This is a genomic window from Bradyrhizobium sp. LeoA1Lang, from assembly GCF_055413685.1.
Window position 1 is genome coordinate 1 of sequence record NZ_JBVAPG010000009.1, and the last position, 18,621, is coordinate 18,621.

An 18,621-nucleotide genomic window follows, 5' to 3' on the forward strand; every position below is an offset into this window, starting at 1 on the left:
TCAGAGGTCCCTTCAGAGGGGAGCACCCAATCATCGCCCAGCGGCAGCGTCAATCACCCCGATCGGGCAATCCAAAGCATTCCGCGCAAGTCAAGGCCGGGCACGGCGATCCTCTCGTGACGCTCACGAATGTTCTGACGTAGTTGATTTCCTGAAATGCCTCGCGGCCGCGGTGGCTGCGCGGCACCTGTCCGATGATCAGGATCATCGGCGTCGAATCCTGCCAGGCGGTATGCAATCCGATCGCGGCGTGCATCGCGCCGGGGCCGCGGCTGACGACGCAAACGCCGGGACGCCCGGAAATCTTGCCGTCCGCTTCCGCCATATGCGAAGCCGTGGCCTCATGACGACAGGTCACGAAGTGGATGCCTGCATCCAATAGCGAGTCGAAAATCGGCAGCGCGCTCTCGCCGGGCACGCCGAACATTCGGTCGATGCCATTGATGCGCAATGCGGAGACCAATAGCTGGCCGCCGCTGCGCAAGGCCGTTACCGGACCGGCCGGTTGCACCGGATCATGCTTGTTCACGGGCTCGTTCCTGGTTGCGCGATGGCGTCCTGGCGGCCGCTCATTCCTGGAAGACTTCGACGCGGCGCTGCCGGATCGCCGGCATCATGATCGAGATCAGCAAGGCTGCCGAGATCAGGAGCAGCGCGAGACTTATCGGCCGCTGCAGGAAGACCATGGGATCGCCATGCGAGGTGATCAGGCTGCGCCGGAAATTCTCCTCGACCATGGGTCCGAGCACAAAGCCCATCAACAATGGCGCCGGCTCGGCGTCGAGCTTGCGCAGGACGTAACCCAGCAGGGAAAAGCCGACCGTCATGTAAACGTCAAAGCTCGAATTATTCACCGAGTAGACGCCGATGGCGCAGATGACGACGATGACCAGATAAAGCAGCCGGTATGGAACTGCGAGCAGACGAACCCAGATGCCGATCATCGGCAGATTGATGATCACCAGCATTGCATTGCCGAGGAACATGCTGGCGATCAGGCCCCAGAACAGGTCCGGCTGCCGGGAGACGATCATGGGTCCGGGCGCGATGCCGTGCAGCGTCAAGGCGCCAACCATCAACGCCATGGTGGCGCTGGTCGGGATGCCCATCGTCAGCAACGGCACGAACGACGTCTGCGCCGCGGCATTGTTGGCGCTTTCAGGCCCCGCCACGCCTTCAATGGCGCCATTGCCGAACCGTGACCGATCTTTGGCGACGCGCTTCTCGAGGGCGTAGGCCGAGAACGACGCGATGGTCGCACCACCGCCCGGCAGGATGCCGAACAACGTGCCGAGGGCGGTGCCGCGCAAAACGGCCCCCCAGGCACCTCGCAATGCGCCGAACGATGGCCAGATGGTGCCGATCCGCATCTGGTTGACGATGCGGACCGATGCCGCTTCGAGATTGGAGATCACTTCGGCGACGCCGAACAGCCCCATGACAAGCGCGACGAAATTGATGCCGTCGGACAGTTCAACAAGGCCGAACGTCATGCGGGCTTCGCCGGTGTTGAGGTCCATACCGACCATGCCGAGCAGCAGGCCGAGAAAGATCATCGCAATGGCGCGAAACGCCGAACCGTTGGCGAGCACCACCGCCGAGACGAGCCCGAGCACCATCAGCGAAAAATAGTCCGGCGAGGCGAATTGCTGCGTCATCAAGGCGAGCGGCGGTCCAAGAAGCGCGATGACGACCGTGCCAATGCATCCCGCGATGAACGACCCGATGGCTGCGATCGCGAGCGCCTCGCTCGCCCTGCCCTGCTGGGCCATCTTGTAGCCGTCGATCGCGGTGACCACGGAGGTGGATTCGCCGGGAATATTGACCAGGATCGCCGTGGTCGATCCGCCATACTGGGCGCCGTAGTAGATGCCGGCCAGCATGATGATCGCGGAGACCGGACTGAGCGCATAGGTCGCGGGCAGCAATAACGAGATCGTGGCGACCGGGCCAAGGCCGGGCAGCACACCGATCAGCGTGCCGAAGATGGCACCGACCAGGCAGAAGAACAGGTTGATGGGCGTCGCGGCGACGGCGAAGCCATGACCAAGCTGGGCGAACACATCGCTCATGGCAGCAGGTCCACCGGAATCTTGAGAAGCCACACAAAGATCACGGCTGACGCCGCCGCGAGCAGCACGCCGCTCACGAGGCTTTGCCGCCAACGGGTCTCGACGGACGCGAAATGCGCAATCGCCACCTGCGCCAGGATCGCGATGATCAAGCCGGCGCGCTCGACCAGCACGCCGAACGCCATGAACGATAGCAGGACGCAGATCAACGGCCGCAGATGGAACGATCCGATCGGATTGCCTTCAGCGAGCAGTCCCTTGACGGCAAGGCAAAGCCCCATGCCCAACAGAACGAGCGCAAGCCCGAGCGGGAAGTAGCCTGGCCCCATCTCCAGGACGGTGCCGACTGAGAGCGTTCGGATATAAAGCAGCGCGACCGTCGCGACCGCTACCAGCAGCAAGCCGGAATAGAAGTCGGTGTTGTGGCCGCGCCGCCCGGCAGGTGACCTCATGCTGATATTGCCTCCCGCTCACCTATCCCGAGGTGAGTCAGTTCTTCTTCTCGGCGATTTCCTTGAGGAGCTCGCGCCACTGCTCGACTTCAGCGGCGATCTGCGCCTTGTATTCGTCTGGTGTCGTGAACACGGTCGAGGCGCCGACCACCGCCATGCTCTTCTTGACCTCGGGGTCGGCCGCCATCTTCTTCAGCACGTCCGACAGTTTGGCGATGATCGAGTCCGGCGTGCTGGCCGGCGCCATCAGGCCATTCCATGACTCGACGCTGTAGCCCGGCGTCACCGTTTCAGACACCGTCGGCAATTGCGGCGCGAACTCGTTGCGCTTGGCCGACGTCACCGCCAGCGCGCGCACCTTGTTGGCCTCCATCTGCGGCAACGCATCGGTCATATTGGTGAAGGACAAATTGACCTCGCCCGACACCACGGCGGCCGTGGCCGGCGAACCGCCCTTGAATGGAACGTGCGTCATCTTGGTCCCGTTCCGCGCATCGAATAGCTGCACCGAATAATGCATCAGGCCGCCGGCGCCGCTGGACCCATAGCTCAGCTTGCCAGGGTTGGCTTTGGCATAGGCAACGAGATCCTGCATCGTGTTGATCGGGAGCGACGGGTTGACGATCACGGTCTGCGGAATCGTGCTGACGACACTGACCGGCTTGAAGCTCTTCACCGGATCATACGACGTCGTTTGCGCGACCGGAGCGACCGAAATGGCCCCCACGCTGCAGATGCACAGCGTGTAACCGTCGCCGGGCGACTTCGCCACGAGGTCCGAGCCGACAATGCCGCCGCCGCCGGCGCGGTTGTCGACGATCACCGTCTGCCCTAATTCCTTCTCTAGATACCGCGCTGTGATGCGCGCGACCGAATCGGTGTAGCCGCCGGGCGCATAGGGCACGACCAGCTTGATCGTTTTGCTCGGCCACTCCTGCGCCGATGCCGCCGTGGCGCTCAATGCCATGCCTGCCGACAGAACGGCCGCCGCAATTCGCATCATCTTTCGTTTCCCCGCATGTGATCTATTTCGTGAGAATGATTCAGGTGATGTTCGATCCCGCAAGGCCGAGCGCGCTCCTGGCAACCGTCTCGCCCGCCGTGAATTCGCTGAGCTCGACCGGCGTCGGCGCGAATTCGACCCGCCGGAACTTGTCCTGATCCTCGAACGGCACCGTGGCGTCGATGCCGAGCTTGGTCCGCACGCCCTCTTTGCTGACGCGCACATATTCGTGCCCGCGCGCACCAGGGATGAGAAACAGGTCGGCAGACGCTTCCATCCGCGTCGCCACCGCATATTCCACGTCGATGGGATCGCGGATATCGATGTCGTGGTCGACCACGGTGATGAGATCGAGATCCTTCAACGCACCGAATGCCGCCAAGATCGCGTTGCGCTGAAGCCCATTGTGCTGCCGGCTCTGCTTGTGGACCTGGATCACCGCGTGGAAGCGATGCAGACCGCCTGACGTCATCTCGACGTCAGTCACGATCGGAATCGCCGACTGCAGCACTTTCAGCAGGCTGGCCTCCAGCACGTATTTCCGCAGGATGATGGTCTCGCGCCCGAAGCCGTTAATGACGTGGTAGATCGGCCGCAGCCGATGCGTGACGGCGGTGATCTTCAGGACCGGCGCGTCGGCCGCCGGCGCGGCGAAGCCGACGAACTCGCCGAATGGTCCCTCGGGAGCGACCTCGTCGGCGAGAATCTCACCTTCGAGGACAAACTCGCTCTCCGCCGGCACCAGGAGATCCTGCGACACCGCCTTACCGACCGTAAGCGGCCGGCCCGCCAGCCCACCCGCAACGGCAAGCTCGTCGGCGCTTTCCGGCATCTGCGAACCCATGGTCGCCGCGGTGAAGTGCAGTGCGAGGTCGGCGCCGATGCAGACCGCGACCGGCAGTGACCGGCCCTGCTCCTTGGCGCGCTCGAATGCGAGCCGCAGGTGACGACCGAAGTCGAGCTTGATCGCGACCCGGTCGGCCCCCAATAGCTGCAGGCGATGGTAGGAGGCGTTGTAGATGCCGGTGACCGGATCCTTCACCACCACGATGCCGGCGGTGATGTAGCGGCCCGCGTCGCCCGGCGCGTGAAACAACGCAGGGATAGTCTTCGTAATGTCAAAGCCGGTGCGCAGCACCACTTCCTGAACGGGAACTTCGCTCACAAGCTCCGGCTTCAGCGGACCACCGAGGGCGCGCTGCACGAGACCGCGGATGCCCCTGAAATCAAGCCCGAAGCCGGCTTCGCAGTTTTCCCTCGAACTCAGGAGATTGCCGACGACCGGAACGTCCGCGCCCTTGACCGACGGAAACAACAAGACCTGTTTGCCGTCGTGCTTCTTCAGCATTGCTGCGAGTTCAAGATGCGGATCGACCGGCTTTTCATAGGTGAGGATGCGGCCACGCTGTGCCAGACGGGCCAGCGCCGAACGGAAACGCGTATCGAGAACTTCGGGCTGCAAGATCGATCCTATTAGATCATGATCCGATTGGAAGAAATCGGATCATGATCTCATCTCTTTGTTTGAGCATGATCTTTTCGGAAAACCGGTTTCCACTTTTCCGGATCATGCTCTAAAAATTGCCAAACAAGAATAGCTAAGCAATAAAGCTAGTCAAGCCTGCTTGCTAGGCACATCGTGGTGAAGATGTACGCGCGGCGCGCGCAGACTTAGCTGGAAATTCCAAGCGCCCTATCGACGATCACGTCGATCAGCGAGAGCTGCGCCGCGCTCGGCTCGCCTCCGCGCCGTTGCAGCGCGAAATCAATCACGGCTCGCGACGCACTGATAATGTCGTTACGCTGCAGTGCACGCGACTGCGAGGGCAGCTTCGCAAGCCATTGCGCGAGCACTTCATTCTGCAACCGTTCGGCGGACAGTTCGGCGGCCTTGATGCTCGACCGCAATTTCTCGGTCTGCTCGTTTGGCGCCGGCGCAGGGCCCGACTTCAACGTCGTGCGCAGCGCGCGCAGGGGAAGCACGATCTGCTCACGCCAGCCGCGACATGCCGCGTCCATCCCTGCAACATCGGATGGCGTCAGTGCGACCCCACGGCGAATGGCGGCAAACGTCGCCATCAACAACATCATGACGTCGACGCCGCATTCGTTCTGCAATTGAAGGCAGGCATCGGCGATGCCGGGCTCGGCATAAAGCTCCAGCGCAAACGCCCAGCCTTCCGCATCGATTGCCTGGCTCACGCCGGCCGTGGCGCCGTTCTCTTCCCCTGGCGCCTCGCCGCTCAACGCGATTCCTTGGTGTCGGCAGGCACGAGCCCCTGCCAACGACTGACCACATCGGTCGAGATATCAAAGAGGTCGAGGACGCGGCCGAGCGTGTGGTCAACCATTTGATCGAGGCTCTCGGGGCGCGCGTAGAACGCCGGCACCGGCGGATAGACGATGGCGCCAATTTCCGTCGCAGCCACCATCGACTTGAGATGGCCGAGATGCAGCGGCGCCTCGCGCGCCATCAGCACGAGCCGGCGCCGCTCCTTCAACACCACGTCGGCGGCGCGGGTCACCAGCGACGATGTCACGCCGCTGGCGATCTCGGCAAGGCTCCGCATCGAACATGGCGCGATCACCATTCCGAGCGTCTTGAACGAGCCGCTTGAGATCGAGGCGCCGATATTGTCGACTTGGTGGACGACGTCCGCCAAGGCCGTCACATCCGAGACCTTGACGTCCAGTTCCTGGGTCAGCGTGATCTTTGCCGAACGGCTCATCACCAGATGAGTCTCGATCGGCGTCGACTTCAACAGCCGCAACAGCCGGACGCCATAAATGGCGCCGGATGCTCCGGTGATGCCGACGATCAGACGCCTCGGCTCGCCCTCAGGCCGGATCGAAATAGTGGATCTCCATCAGAAGGCAGCCGGTCACCGACTTGAATGGTCCATGATAGACGCCCGGTGGGCGGCAGGCATAGGTATTCGGCTTGAACGACTCGCCTCCATTGCCCTGCTCGTCATTGCCGACGATCAGGTCGCCCGAAAACAGGAAGACCTCTTCCCAATATTCGTGCACGAACGGCTTGGTCGTGTAAACGCCTGGTTCGAACCGAAGCAGGCGAGTGCGGCTGCCACGCTTGTTCACCTCATCCAGGGCGCCCGAGAGGATCTTCTGCTGGATGCCGGCCGGATAGCCCGGCGGCGTCTCCCACCCGCTGGACATATCGATGGCGCGGAATTCGTCGTGAAGCTTGTTGATTGCCATTTTCGACTTTCCTGAGGTTTAGGCGACCGCCCGGGACGATGAAGCCGGTTTTTGGTCATTGGTCAATTCGTCCGCCAGATGGTAGCTCGACAGCATCTTGTCGAGCAATGCCGTCGACTTCTGCCAGTCATAGGTGCGGAAGGCATGCCCCTTGGTGACGAAGGTCGCACCGGCATAGAACATCTCATATTGCGCATGCCGCGAGGCGAATTCCGACCCGACCGCATCCCAGGCAAGCTTGTAGAACTTCACCTTGTCCACGGCGCCGGCTGCCGGCGACTGCTGGGTCTTGCCGATCAGCTTGGCCAGATCCGGATTGTCGAAATCCTTCACGGAGGACGGCAGCATGATCATGCCGCCGCCGGCAAGCTCGCGTAGCGCGTTGATGATCTTGGCATAGAGTTGCTGGGTCATAGTCTGCGCCCCGTAGAGCATCTGCCGATCCGGCACGAAATAGGCGCCGCGCTGCTGGCCCTTGGTTTCCATCGCGACCATGAACGCTTCCACCATGCTGACTTCGGCCGCGAGCTGGCCGAGCGTCTCCTTCACCTGCGGAAAACCGATGATGCCATTGGTTTCCGCGATGCGGTGCGCGATTCCCGCAAGGAAGCGCAACTTGATCGAAAGCCGGATCATGGCCTGGTAGTTCTGGTAGACATGCGCCGGCGTGACATGGAACTGCTTCTGGCACATCGCGATATCATCAACGATGAACACCCTGTTCCAGGGCACCTTGACGTCGTCGAAATACAGAACCGCATCGTTCTCGTCGAAGCGGCTCGCCAGCGGGCTGTCGAACACCGCCCCCGCCGCCGCCTCGTAGGATTTGCGCGAGAGGATCTTCAATCCCTTGGTGTTCATCGGGATCGCAAAGGAGATCGCGTATTTTTCATCGCCCGGCTGCAACGGCTGGATGCAGGTGACGAACACCTCGTTGGCCATGATCCCGCCGGTCGCCAGCATCTTGGCGCCGCGCACGGTGATGCCGTCGGCATCGCGCGACACGATGCCCGCGCTCAGGTATGGATCGGCCTGCCCGGCAGCGCTCTTCGAACGATCCGCCTGTGGATTGATGATGACGTAAGTCAGATAGAGATCGTTGTCGCGAGCATAGCGGTAATAGTCTGCAAGCGCCTTGGCGCGCTCCTTGTCATAGGCCTCGAAAACCTCGAGCCCCATATACATGCCCGCGATGCATGAGGCGACATGGTCCGGCGCCCGGCCCATGAAGCCGGCATGCAACTCGGTCCAGGCTTCCAGGCCGCGCCGGCGTCTGACCAGCGCGTCGTAGCTGCCGGGCAACTCCCAGATGCGATTGGCGCGCGTGCCGGTGTCGGTCTCGAATGTCATGAGATCGCGATTTTCCGGCGCGCTCTGGAAGTCGAACATCCGACCGACCGAGGCCACCGCGCCGCGGAACGCCGGGTGAGTGGTGACATCGGTCACCAGTTCGCCATCAAGATAAACTTCGCGTCCGTCGCGTAGGCTCGCAATGTGCTGTGCGCCAGTCTTGATCATGAAGGCCTCGAGATTCCATGGATGGATTCAGTAGTGCATTGGAAGCGGCCATTCCGGGCTGCTTTCGGTTCCGGCAAGGCTGCGATAGGCCCCACCAAAGAATATAAGCGGTTCTTTGGGAGGATGGGCGGAAAACCGCACGACCCTCCCGACGAAGATCACATGGTCACCTCCGTCATACTGCGCATAGGGCACGCATTCGAAATGCGCCAGCGCGCCGGCGAGCAGCGGCGCCGACATATGGCCGATCGTGTGCTCCACCGCGGTCCATTTGTCGCCGAGCGCCCGGGCGAATTGGTTCGACAGATGTTGCTGATCATGACCCAGGATGTTTACGGCATAGCCCTTGGCTTCCGTCATCGCAGCCAAACTGAATGCCTTGCGGTCGATCGAGAACAGAATCAGTGGCGGATCGACCGAGACGGAATTGAACGAGCTCATGGTCAACCCGATCGCGCTTCCGTCGGCGGCCTGCGCGGTGATGACGGCAACCCCGGTGGCAAACTGCCCCAACGCCCGGCGGAAGGCGCGCACATCGAGATCTGAGGTTGCGGTCATCAGGAGTCACAAGCCCATAATTAGCTTTATAACAAAGCTATATTATCGAGGCAAAAAGACCGCTGTCAAGCAAGCCGACGCCGAACTTTGCGGCAGCGCAACGCAAGCCGTTCGCGCTTGTGCCAGACGTTACATCGCGGCGCAACAGCGAGGAACTCATGCCGACGAAGACAAGATCACGGACGGCCAAGACCAATCGGAAGGCACAAAAGCCTCGAATTGAGCCAACGGTCTCGATCCCGCATTTGATGGTGGATGGGTCCGACTGGGCCTTCCGACGCTTCATTCACGACGCGCTCGGCTTTTTTGCAAGGTTGCAGACGGTACGGAGTCAACTTGGCGCAGTGATCGGACTGTCCGGAACGCAATATACGGTTCTGATCGCGGTCGCACATCTGAGCGGCAAGGACAGGAAGATTGGCGTGAACCAGGTCGCCGAACATCTGCATTTCAGCGGCGCGTTCGCCACAATCGAGATCAACAAGCTCGTCGCCAGGGGCCTTGTCCACAAGGACGCCGATTCGGAGGATCGGCGACGGGTCATCCTCGCGGTAAGCCCGAAGGGCCGAACCCTGCTCAGCGAGTTGGCGGCGGTACAGCGTCCGGTCAACGACATGCTGTTTCGCGGGTTGTCGGCAACCGACTTCCGAAAAATGCGCAAGCTGATGACCGGCATGGTCGATACCGCGGACGAGGCCGCACATCTGATCGAGAATACGTTACGCGGCCACCAACGCGCGCTGTGGGATCGTGAGGCTTCCTGACCGGGCTGCTACCCCAGCCCCTTGCGGCCCGTCATCCAGATCGGGTTGGCACCCTGCCATGCTCTCGCTTTGTAACTAAGCTATTGCCCAAACATATTTGATGCGGCAGGATTTGTGGCGGCAGTTTTGGGAGAGACCATTTAAAATGAAACTCGATGTCAGACGCCTGCTTTGTTTCACCGATCACAAGGAGGTCGAGGCTGGCCAGCGCCACGCCAGGCCGCTGCGCCGCGTCGCCGTGGTCGCGATCATCCAGAATCCCTATGCCGGCCGCTACGTCGAAGACTTGTCCGAAGGGACGGCTGCCAGTGCGGAGATTGGAGCAGTGCTGGCCAAGCTGGCGATCGAGGCGCTCGGGCCGCACAAGGCTGAAAGCTATGGCAAGGGCGGCGTCGTCGGCCTCGGCGGCGAACTCGAGCATGCCAACGCCTTGCTGACCACGACCTTTGCGACGCCGCTACGGGAGGCCGTCGGCGGCGCCAAGGCCTGGATCCCCTCCTTCACGAAACTCGCGGCGCCTGGGTGCCTGATCGATGTTCCATTGGCCCATAAGGACGCCCTTTACGTCCGCTCACACTACGACGGCGTCTCGGTGACGCTGCCGCCGGACGCGCCGGCCGCCGACGAAATCGCGCTGATCGTCTGCCTCGCCAATCGCGGCCGCCTCAACGCGCGCGTTGGAGGCCTATCCGCCGACGCGATCGTCGGCGAGGACGGACTGCACTGAACCTAGCGAGACGGAAACACTCCATGCGCACCGCGATCGTCAATATCGGCACTATCGTTACGGGCGACCTCGCCATTCCCTTCGTGAAGGGCGACGGCATCCTGATCAACGACGGCAAGATCGTCGAGATCGGAACGCTTTCTGCTGACGCGGTCGCAGCTTGCGACGTGGTGATTGATGCCGCGGGAACGACGGCGATGCCCGGACTGATCGACAGCCACGTGCACATCACGTTCGGCGATTACACCCCGCGCCAGCGCGTCGTCGGCTATCTCGAAAGCTATCTGCACGGCGGCACGACGACGGCGATCACCGCATCGGAAGTGCACGTGCCGGGCCGGCCGAAGGATGCGGCCGGCGTCAAGGCGTTGGCGCTGGCGGCGCGGGCCTGCTTCCTGGACTATCGTCCCGGCGGCGTGCGGGTTCACGCCGGCTCGGTCATTCTCGAGCCCGGCCTCACTGAAGGTGATCTCGAGGAACTCGCAGGTGCCGGCATCTGGCTCGCCAAGGCTGGGTTCGGCGCCTTCGCCACGCCATTCGACTATGCACCATTGATGCAGGCGGCGCGACGATTGGGCATGGTGACCACCATGCACACCGGCGGCTCGTCAATCCCCGGCTCGTCCGGAATCTGGGCCGAGCACGTGCTGGCGTCCAATCCGACGGTGTCCTTTCACGTCAACGGCGGTCCGGTCGCGATGCCGGAGACGGGCTTTACCCGGCTGGTCAACGAGAGCACCATTGCCTTGCAGCTTTGCACCGCGGGCAATCTGCGCACCGCGCTGCTGACGGCCAAACTGCTCGATGATGCGGGGCAGCCGGAGCGGCTGTTGATCGCCACCGATACGCCGACCGGAAGCGGCATCATGCCGCTCGGCATGTTCTACACGATCAGCCACCTCGCAAGCCTCGGCGACATGCCGCCGGAACAGGCGATCGCCGCGGCCACCGGCAACAATGCGCGCGTCTATCGGCTCAACACCGGCTTGCTGCAATCCGGCAAGGAAGCCGACGTGCTCCTGATCGACGCCTGCGCCGGCGGCTCGCAGGATGACGCCTTGTCGGCACTGCGCAACGGCGACGTCCCCGCGGTATCAGCCGTGTTGACGGCAGGCGTTCCGCGCTTTGTGGGTCGCAGCCGCAACACGCCGGCCGGCATCCGCAACGTACGCGTCGCGGAAAACCGCCTGCCCCGCGACTTCTCAGGCGCCGCGCATTAGACCTGACGCGTTTTCTTCACGCGAACCGGGTCCACTTCGCTCGAAAACGCTTCTAATTCTCGAAATCCGGCAACCGGTACTTGCTCGCCAATCGGTCGGCGAGGCCTGAGGCGCGATCCCAGTCATAGGTGCGATAGCTGTGACCGCGGGTGACGAACTGCGCACCGGCGTAGAACATCTCGTACTGCAGATGGCGCGAAGCGAATTCCGAGCCGACCGCATCCCAGGTCATTTTCAGCATCTTGACCCGCTGCTCGCCGCTCATCGCCGGCGAAATCTGCGTGAGCGAGATGATGTCGGCCAATTCCGGATTGGCAAAATCCCGCACCGATGACGGCAGCATCAACAGCGCCCCACCGGCCAATTCACGGATAGTGCTGATGATCTGCGGATACATTTCCTGCGACTGGACCTGCGCCGCATAAAGCAGATGCTTGTTGGGCAGGAAATATTCGCCGCGCATGGCGCCGCCGGCTTCCATGCCGAACACCATGCCCTCGATCAGCGCGGCCTGCGACGCGAGCTTGCCGAGCGTATCGACCACCGGCGGGAAATTGATGGTGCCGATGGTCTGCGCAATGCCGCGCGCCAGGCCGACCAGAAACCGCAGCTTGACCGAAAGCCGGATCTGCGCCTGATAGTTCTGATAGATGTGCGCCGGTGTATCATGGAGCTGGGCCCGGCACATGTCGGTGTTGCGCAGCAGGAAGACGCGTTCCCACGGCACCTTGACGTCGTCGAAGAACACCAGGGCATCGTTCTCGTCGTAGCGATAGGCGAGCGGATTATCGTATTCGCTGACCGCGTGCGCCTCGAACGACTTTCGCGACAGCATTTTCAATCCCTTGGTGCCCATCGGCAGCGCACAGGAAAATGCCAGATGCTCCTCACCCGGCCGGAGCGGCTGGCCGGAGCCCACAAACAGCTCATTCGCCATGATCGCACTGGTGGCAAACAGCTTGGCGCCGCGAATGGTGATGCCGGAAGCGTCCTCGTCGACGATACGGGCCACCATGTCCTCGGCGCCCTTGCCCTGACTGCCAAACGCCTTGGAGCGGTCGCCCTGCACGTTGTTGATGACGTAAGTCATAAACAGGTCGCTCTTGCGGGCGTAGTCGAACCAGTCGCGAAACGCCTGAGCGCGCTTCGGGTCATAATTTTCGAAAACCTCGATGCCCATCATCATGCCGGACATCGAAGACGCGACGTGGTCCGGTGACCGGCCGAGATAGCCGCATGACAATTCGGCCCACTCCACCAGCGCCTTTCGACGCTCGACCAGATCCTCATAGCTCCTCGGGAGCTGCCAGGCGCGGCTGATGCGCCGGCCGCCGCCGACGTCAAAAGTCATCCGCTCCAGATTGTCGGGATGCGCCTGATAATCGTACAGCACACCGGCCGACTCGACGGCATGCCGGTAGGCAGGATGCGTCGATACATCGGCGACGCGCTCGCCGTCGAGAAAGACCGCCCTGCCGTCCCGCACGCTTGCGACGTGCTCGGCGCCGTTCTTGACCAAACCGCCCGCAGCCGCCCCGGATGATGCCTCGTCCATCGCGATCCCCAAAAAAGAACATCGAACAAACGGCACCTCGTGCCAGCCCGATGCAGGATTAGATAGCTAATATCCGAAGCTATTATGGACTGAATGTCAAGGCGGCAATAAACGCTGTGCCCATCCGGGCACAAGCATTGCAATTACAAGCATTGCAATTGCCATTGGGAGCGTTCAATCTTCCGACGAACCCAATCAATGAGATGATCCCTTGGCCAAGACAGCAGCGCGCGCCATCACCACCAAGCCCGGCGCCGGACGCATCACCCATCGCACTGCGCTCACGACCTCCCGCCCTGAACTGCTCGTAGACGGCTCCGACCAGCAGTTTCGCAAACTGGTGCACAGCCTGTTCGGATTTCTGGCCCGGCATCAGACCCTGCGCGACGGCCATGCCGCCGTCATCGGTCTTCCCGGAATCGAATACACCACGCTGATCGCGATCCGGCATCTGGCGGCGCAAGGCGACGTCCACGTCAAGACCGTCGCCGACCACCTCCATCTCAGTGGTGCCTTCGTCACCACCGTGACCAACAAGCTGGAAAGCAAGGGCTTGATCGAAAAGGCGGCGCATCAGGGCGACCGCCGACGGCTCTCGCTCAGCGTCACGTCGCGGGGCGTCGAATTGCTCGAGCGGCTGGCGCCGACGCAAATGCAGGTCAACGACGCAGAATTCGGCTGCCTGAGCGCGCGTGAGTTCGAGCTGCTGCTCGACCTAGTGCAGCGCCTGGTCGAGTCGAGCGACCGCGCTATCGCACTGCAGCGATACCTGGCCGAAACCAATATCCAGCCGATCGCCCCGCCGTCGCGCAAACCCGCGTCGAAGCCGCGGAAGACCGGCAAGGCGTGACAGGTTGCCGCAAACTTCACCGCGGTTGCCGAAAAAATAGCTTCTAAAGAGAACTAATCTGCAAAGCTGCCAAATTTTCGTTTGTCAAAGAGCCAAATCTATTGGAGCATTGGGAACGCCGCGGGGCCACTGGCACGCCGCGTGCATTGCAGGGTTCCGAGATCGGCTGCTGTAGGCAGCCATGGTTAACAGCAACGGAAAGAAGTCGATGTTGAAGGTCATATTGAACCCGTCGCGGCTGCTAGGCACCCTCGCCGTGATCTCCCTGAGCGTGGGCAGCGCGTTGGCGCAAACTCCGGAGATCGCGCTTGGCGCGATCGTGCCGAGCAGTGGCCCGTTCGCCGAATGGGGCCGCAGCAACAGCGTCACGCTGCGGATGCTGGAGAAGCAGACCAACGATGCCGGCGGCATCAACGGCGCCAAGCTGAAGATCACCATTCTCGACGACGGCGCCAAGCCAGCCCAGGCGGCGAGCTCGCTGCGCAAGCTGGCGGGCGACGAAAAGGTTCTCGCAGTCGCAGGCCCGCTGACCAGCAGCGCCGCCGAAGTGACGTTTCCGGTCGCCAATGAGATGAAGGTGGTCGCAACCTCGCAGGCCTCCTCGAAACCGGGAGTGGCCAAGCTGAATCGTCCCTGGGCCTTCCGCAACACGATCGATGAAGGCGTGCTCGCCAAGACGACCGTGCCGTATTTCAAGAAGGCGTTCAACATCAAGACCGTCGGCATTATCTTCGATGCCAAGGATGCCACCGCGGCGACCGTCGGCAAGGCGATCATGCCCGCCGTGCTAAAGGCGAACGAGATCGCCATCGTCAACGAATCCGACCCGCTGTCCTTCAACACCGGCGATCTCGACGTCAGCGCCCAGATCACCAAGCTGAAGTCGCTGAACCCGGACGGTGTGGTCGTCAGCGCGGACTATAGCCAGGCCATCACGGTGCTGCGCGAGATGAAGCGCCAGGGCCTGATCAAGCCGGTGGTCGGCGCCACCCAGCTTATTTCGTCGGCGATCCTCAAGGCCGCGCTGGAAATTCCGATCATTGCGCCGGCAACCTTCTTCGCCACCATGAAAGGCGAAGCGGCCGAGAAGTTCGTCGCCAATTTGCAGCCGCTGCTGCGCAAGGAGAGCGGTTTGCCGGCCGAGATCGAACCCAGCATGTATGACGCCAACATCTATGAGATCGTCAGCATGTATATCGATGCGATCAAGAAATCCGGCGTGACCGGCAAGCCTGCAGACGTCGAGGCCGACCGCGCCAAGATCCGCGACCATCTAGCCAAGCTGGAAGGCTTCCAGGGTCTCGGCGGCCCGATCGGCTTCAACGACGACGGCGACGCGATCAAGGCGTTCTACGTGCTGCAGGGTCAGAACGGCGCCTGGGACACCAAGGTCCGCGGCTGCAGCTCCGCACCCAACCACGCCGGCTGCTGATCGACGCCGCAGCCATTCGGTGGCCGGGTCTGCCCGGCCACTCTCTTTAACATCCGACCGACTGAAAACTTCATGCTGTGGCAGCAACTCGTGAACGGCCTCACGCTCGGAGCGATCTACACGCTGCTGGCGCTGTCGTTCTCCATCGTGATGGGAATTCTCGGCATCCTCAATCTGGCGATCGCCGAACTCTTCATGATCGGCGGCTATTTCGGATTCACGCTGATCGCCGCGAACTTTCCCCTTCCTGTCGCCGTGCTCGGCGGCATGGCAGGCGCGGCCATTGCGGCCATGGTGATCGAGAGGATTGGCTATCAGCCGCTGCGGGGCACCCCTGTTGTCACACCGATGCTGAGCACGCTCGGCTTCTCGATCATCCTGCAGAACGTCGCGACAAATCTCTGGGGCTCCGACCCGTTGCAACTGCCTGACGAATATCTGGGGCGGCAGTATACACTCGGCCCGGTCAATATCGGCCAGATGCAGTTGATCGTCGTCGGCGCCACCATCGTGCTGGTGACGCTGATCGCCTACACCGTGCAGCGAACGACCATCGGCCGTGCGCTGCGGGCGGTCGCCGAAAACCGCGAAGTGTCGCGCCTGCTCGGCGTATCGGCGGACCGGCTGACCTTGTTTGCCTTCGCGCTGTCAGGCGCGCTCGCCGGCGTTGCAGGCGTCCTGATCGCGCTGCATTATGGCGCGATCACGCCATATCTCGGCGTCGAAATCGGGCTGAAGGCGGTCGCCGTGATGGTCATCGGGGGCACCACCAACATCTGGGGCGCGCTGCTCGCAGGCCCCCTGATCGGCGTGGTCGAGGTGCTCACGGTGGCCTATGGCGGCTCGCAGGTCCGCGACTTCGTCGTGTACGGCTTCATGATTCTGATCCTCTTGCTGCGCCCACAAGGTCTGCTCGGCGGCGCGCGTTCCGACCAGGGCCAGCGCGTGTGATGTCGACCTATTATGCCAGCCTGTTTGCTGAAGCCGGCATCCTGCTGCTCGGCGCGCTCAGCGTTTACATCATTCTCGCGACCGGCCAATTGTCGCTCGGCAACGCGGCTTTCATGGCGATTGGGGCCTATCTGAGTTCCTACCTCACGGTCGAACTCGGCATGCCGATCACGCCGGCGCTGATCGTCTCGGCGATCGCGGCTGGCACCATCGGCGTGATCGTGGGTTTCCCTGCGCTTCGACTGAAGGGCATCTATCTTGCGATGGCCACGCTCGGCTTCGGTGAGATGATCCGCAGCTTCTTCATCAACTTCCCTGCGATGGGCGGGTCCGGCGGCTTTCACGGCATGGCGCACATTTCGGTCGGGTATATCTGGGCATGGGCCGGCGGGATCCTCGTGGTCCTGATCCTCGTCGAGCGCTCGCGCGTGTGGCTCGAGATGCAGGCCGTGCACGACGACGAGACCGCGGCGGGGCTGGTCGGGCTAAACACCGTGGCGATCAAGGTGGGCGCATTCGGGATCGGCGCGGCTGTTGCCGCGATCTCCGGAGGGCTGTTCGCGCATCATCACGTCTACATCGAACCCGCCAATTTCGGCTTCGAGCGCTCGATCGACTTCGTGCTCGCGACCATCCTCGGCGGCTCCACGCTCGGGCTTGGTTCGCTGATCGGCGCGATATTGCTGGTCTTCCTGCCTGAATTCCTGCGGCCGATCGCCGACTGGCGCCTCGCCGCCTTCGGCACGCTGCTGATCCTGGTGCTCCTGGTGCGTCGCCAGGGCATCGTCGACCGCACGCTGCTGCGTGGGCTCACGTTCAGGAAGGCGGCATCATGAGCGCGCCGCTTCTTCAACTTAGCGAGGTCACCAAAAGCTTCGGCGGCATCCACGCGCTTTCCGCCGTGACCAGCGGAGTGCCTGAGGGCAAGATCGTCGGCATCATCGGTCCCAACGGAGCCGGAAAGACAACGCTGTTCAACGTCATCACCGGGGCCTATCGCGCCGATTCCGGCGTCGTCCGCCTGAATGGCACGGCGCTGAACGGCCTGCCTCCCCACCAAATCGCGCGCGAAGGCATTGCGCGAACCTTCCAGAATATCCGCCTCTTTCCCAGCATGACGGTCTGGGAGCATCTGCTTGTTGCGCAGCCGCACCGCGAGTCCTGGTGGCGCCGATTGCTGCCGGTCGGCTGGGGCGACCCCGCCGCGCAGGTGCGCGCGGTCGAGGTGATGGAGTTCTTCGGCCTGACGGACTTGCGCGACCGCCCCGCCAAATCGCTGCCTTATGGAATGCAGCGCCGGGTGGAGATGGCGCGTGCCCTCACCGCGCGGCCAAAACTGTTGCTGCTCGACGAACCCGTGGCCGGCATGAACCATGACGAGGCCGAAGAGGTCCGGCAACTGATGCTGAAGCTTCGCGCAACTGGGTTGACGATCCTCCTCATCGAACACGACATGAACTTCGTGATGCGGCTGTGCGATTATCTCTATGTGCTCGATTTCGGCGTGCTGATCGCGGAAGGCGCGCCAAGCGAAGTCCGGACGAATCCTCGCGTCCTCGACGCCTATCTCGGTAAGGACGAATGATACTCTCGGCTCGGGGATTGCAGGTTCGGTATGGCGCCATCACCGCGGTGCGCGGCGTGGACATCGACGTCGCCGAAGGCGAGATCGTCGCGTTGCTCGGCGCCAATGGCGCAGGCAAGAGCACGATTGCCCGGGCGATCGCCGGCCTCTTACCGTTCCAGGGCGAGATCGTCTACAAAGACCAAAAGCTCAGGCCGAATGACGCCGAACGCAACGTTCGCCGCGGCATCGTGCTGGTGCCCGAAGGGCGCGGCATTCTCGGACGCATGACGGTCGAGGAAAATCTGGCGATGGGGATCTACACCCGCGCGGACAAGAGCCAGGCGATTGCGGACCTCAAGCGCATGCAGGAGCGCTTTCCGATCCTGGGCCAGCGGCGTCACAACGCGGCGAGCCTGCTCAGCGGCGGCGAGCAGCAATTGCTGGCGACGGCGCGCGCGCTGCTATCGAAACCGCGCCTGCTGCTCCTGGATGAACCATCGCTCGGCCTTGCTCCCCAGGCCACGGCCTACCTCTTTGGCGTCATTGCCGAGACCCGCGCCGAAGGATTGTCCGTGCTGTTGGTCGAGCAAAAGGCGCGTCAAACCTTGAAGGTAGCGGATCGGGCGTATCTGCTCGAGACTGGCCGCGTGGTAACATCGGGCCCGGCACAGAAGTTGATCGAAGATCCCGCTGTCTCGGACGCCTTTCTCGGAGGACACGGTTGAGCTCCGTC

At 62.5% G+C, this 18,621-nt stretch carries 19 protein-coding genes and 1 pseudogene; 9 read left to right on the top strand and 11 right to left on the bottom strand.

The window, feature by feature from the left end; genetic code table 11:
• Window positions 1–127 precede the first annotated feature (127 nt).
• The 10 genes and pseudogenes from ACZYOF_RS05230 to ACZYOF_RS05275 form a co-directional block, all read right to left on the bottom strand.
• Window positions 128–511 (bottom strand): annotated as a pseudogene (locus ACZYOF_RS05230) (thiamine pyrophosphate-binding protein); the annotation flags it as partial.
• A 58-nt stretch (window positions 512–569) separates the two neighbouring features.
• A complete protein-coding gene (locus ACZYOF_RS05235; RefSeq protein WP_463715044.1) occupies window positions 570–2,072 on the bottom strand; it encodes a tripartite tricarboxylate transporter permease in 1,503 nt (500 codons plus the stop codon).
• Window positions 2,069–2,524: a tripartite tricarboxylate transporter TctB family protein gene (locus tag ACZYOF_RS05240; protein WP_463715045.1), complete on the bottom strand. Its 456-nt coding sequence runs from the start codon at window positions 2,522–2,524 to the stop codon at window positions 2,069–2,071. Before ACZYOF_RS05240 ends, ACZYOF_RS05235 begins: the two co-directional genes overlap by 4 nt.
• Before the next feature lie 37 nt (window positions 2,525–2,561).
• Complete coding sequence (locus tag ACZYOF_RS05245) at window positions 2,562–3,527, bottom strand: Bug family tripartite tricarboxylate transporter substrate binding protein (protein WP_463715046.1); 966 nt, start codon at window positions 3,525–3,527, stop codon at window positions 2,562–2,564.
• 40 nt (window positions 3,528–3,567) lie between these two features.
• A complete protein-coding gene (locus ACZYOF_RS05250) occupies window positions 3,568–4,989 on the bottom strand; it encodes a UbiD family decarboxylase (protein WP_463715047.1) in 1,422 nt (473 codons plus the stop codon).
• A 209-nt stretch (window positions 4,990–5,198) separates the two neighbouring features.
• Window positions 5,199–5,774 (bottom strand): TIGR02444 family protein, encoded by a 576-nt coding sequence (locus ACZYOF_RS05255; RefSeq protein WP_463715048.1) that lies wholly within the window; start codon window positions 5,772–5,774, stop codon window positions 5,199–5,201.
• Entirely contained in the window at window positions 5,771–6,376 is a 606-nt protein-coding gene (locus ACZYOF_RS05260) for a UbiX family flavin prenyltransferase (protein ID WP_463715111.1), read from the bottom strand. The genes ACZYOF_RS05255 and ACZYOF_RS05260 overlap by 4 nt, the downstream gene beginning before the upstream one ends.
• The gene (locus ACZYOF_RS05265; protein WP_028162054.1) at window positions 6,366–6,746 is read right to left on the bottom strand and encodes a cupin domain-containing protein; all 381 of its coding nucleotides are present in this window, start codon (window positions 6,744–6,746) and stop codon (window positions 6,366–6,368) included. Before ACZYOF_RS05265 ends, ACZYOF_RS05260 begins: the two co-directional genes overlap by 11 nt.
• Before the next feature lie 18 nt (window positions 6,747–6,764).
• Window positions 6,765–8,264, bottom strand: coding sequence for a 4-hydroxyphenylacetate 3-hydroxylase family protein (locus tag ACZYOF_RS05270; RefSeq protein ID WP_463715049.1), 1,500 nt, complete (start codon window positions 8,262–8,264; stop codon window positions 6,765–6,767).
• Window positions 8,265–8,291: 27 nt separating this feature from the next.
• The gene (locus ACZYOF_RS05275) at window positions 8,292–8,822 is read right to left on the bottom strand and encodes a flavin reductase family protein (RefSeq protein ID WP_282528426.1); all 531 of its coding nucleotides are present in this window, start codon (window positions 8,820–8,822) and stop codon (window positions 8,292–8,294) included.
• Between the two features lie 344 nt (window positions 8,823–9,166).
• Between ACZYOF_RS05275 and ACZYOF_RS05280 the strand changes: the two genes are divergently transcribed.
• The 3 genes from ACZYOF_RS05280 to ACZYOF_RS05290 all read left to right on the top strand — a co-directional run bounded on the left by ACZYOF_RS05280 (window position 9,167) and on the right by ACZYOF_RS05290 (window position 11,533).
• On the top strand, window positions 9,167–9,586 hold the full coding sequence (locus tag ACZYOF_RS05280) for a MarR family winged helix-turn-helix transcriptional regulator (RefSeq protein ID WP_463715050.1): 420 nt from the start codon (window positions 9,167–9,169) through the stop codon (window positions 9,584–9,586).
• Between the two features lie 145 nt (window positions 9,587–9,731).
• A complete protein-coding gene (locus tag ACZYOF_RS05285; RefSeq protein ID WP_463715051.1) occupies window positions 9,732–10,313 on the top strand; it encodes an amino acid synthesis family protein in 582 nt (193 codons plus the stop codon).
• A gap of 23 nt (window positions 10,314–10,336) precedes the next feature.
• Window positions 10,337–11,533, top strand: coding sequence for an amidohydrolase family protein (locus ACZYOF_RS05290; RefSeq protein ID WP_463715052.1), 1,197 nt, complete (start codon window positions 10,337–10,339; stop codon window positions 11,531–11,533).
• Between the two features lie 52 nt (window positions 11,534–11,585).
• Here the strand turns inward: ACZYOF_RS05290 and ACZYOF_RS05295 are convergent, their stop codons facing one another.
• A complete protein-coding gene (locus ACZYOF_RS05295; protein ID WP_207234497.1) occupies window positions 11,586–13,088 on the bottom strand; it encodes a 4-hydroxyphenylacetate 3-hydroxylase family protein in 1,503 nt (500 codons plus the stop codon).
• Between the two features lie 211 nt (window positions 13,089–13,299).
• Here ACZYOF_RS05295 and ACZYOF_RS05300 point away from each other — a divergent pair, with 211 nt between their 5' ends.
• From ACZYOF_RS05300 to ACZYOF_RS05325, 6 genes are all read left to right on the top strand, one after another.
• Window positions 13,300–13,938, top strand: coding sequence for a MarR family winged helix-turn-helix transcriptional regulator (locus ACZYOF_RS05300; RefSeq protein WP_130579810.1), 639 nt, complete (start codon window positions 13,300–13,302; stop codon window positions 13,936–13,938).
• A 208-nt stretch (window positions 13,939–14,146) separates the two neighbouring features.
• Window positions 14,147–15,370, top strand: coding sequence for an ABC transporter substrate-binding protein (locus ACZYOF_RS05305; protein ID WP_463715053.1), 1,224 nt, complete (start codon window positions 14,147–14,149; stop codon window positions 15,368–15,370).
• Window positions 15,371–15,442: 72 nt separating this feature from the next.
• Window positions 15,443–16,321, top strand: a complete 879-nt coding sequence (locus ACZYOF_RS05310; RefSeq protein WP_282528432.1) for a branched-chain amino acid ABC transporter permease — start codon at window positions 15,443–15,445, stop codon at window positions 16,319–16,321.
• Complete coding sequence (locus ACZYOF_RS05315) at window positions 16,321–17,157, top strand: branched-chain amino acid ABC transporter permease (protein ID WP_130579807.1); 837 nt, start codon at window positions 16,321–16,323, stop codon at window positions 17,155–17,157. Before ACZYOF_RS05310 ends, ACZYOF_RS05315 begins: the two co-directional genes overlap by 1 nt.
• Window positions 17,154–17,906, top strand: coding sequence for an ABC transporter ATP-binding protein (locus tag ACZYOF_RS05320; RefSeq protein ID WP_130579806.1), 753 nt, complete (start codon window positions 17,154–17,156; stop codon window positions 17,904–17,906). The genes ACZYOF_RS05315 and ACZYOF_RS05320 overlap by 4 nt, the downstream gene beginning before the upstream one ends.
• Window positions 17,903–18,613, top strand: coding sequence for an ABC transporter ATP-binding protein (locus ACZYOF_RS05325; protein WP_130579805.1), 711 nt, complete (start codon window positions 17,903–17,905; stop codon window positions 18,611–18,613). Before ACZYOF_RS05320 ends, ACZYOF_RS05325 begins: the two co-directional genes overlap by 4 nt.
• Window positions 18,614–18,621 lie beyond the last annotated feature (8 nt).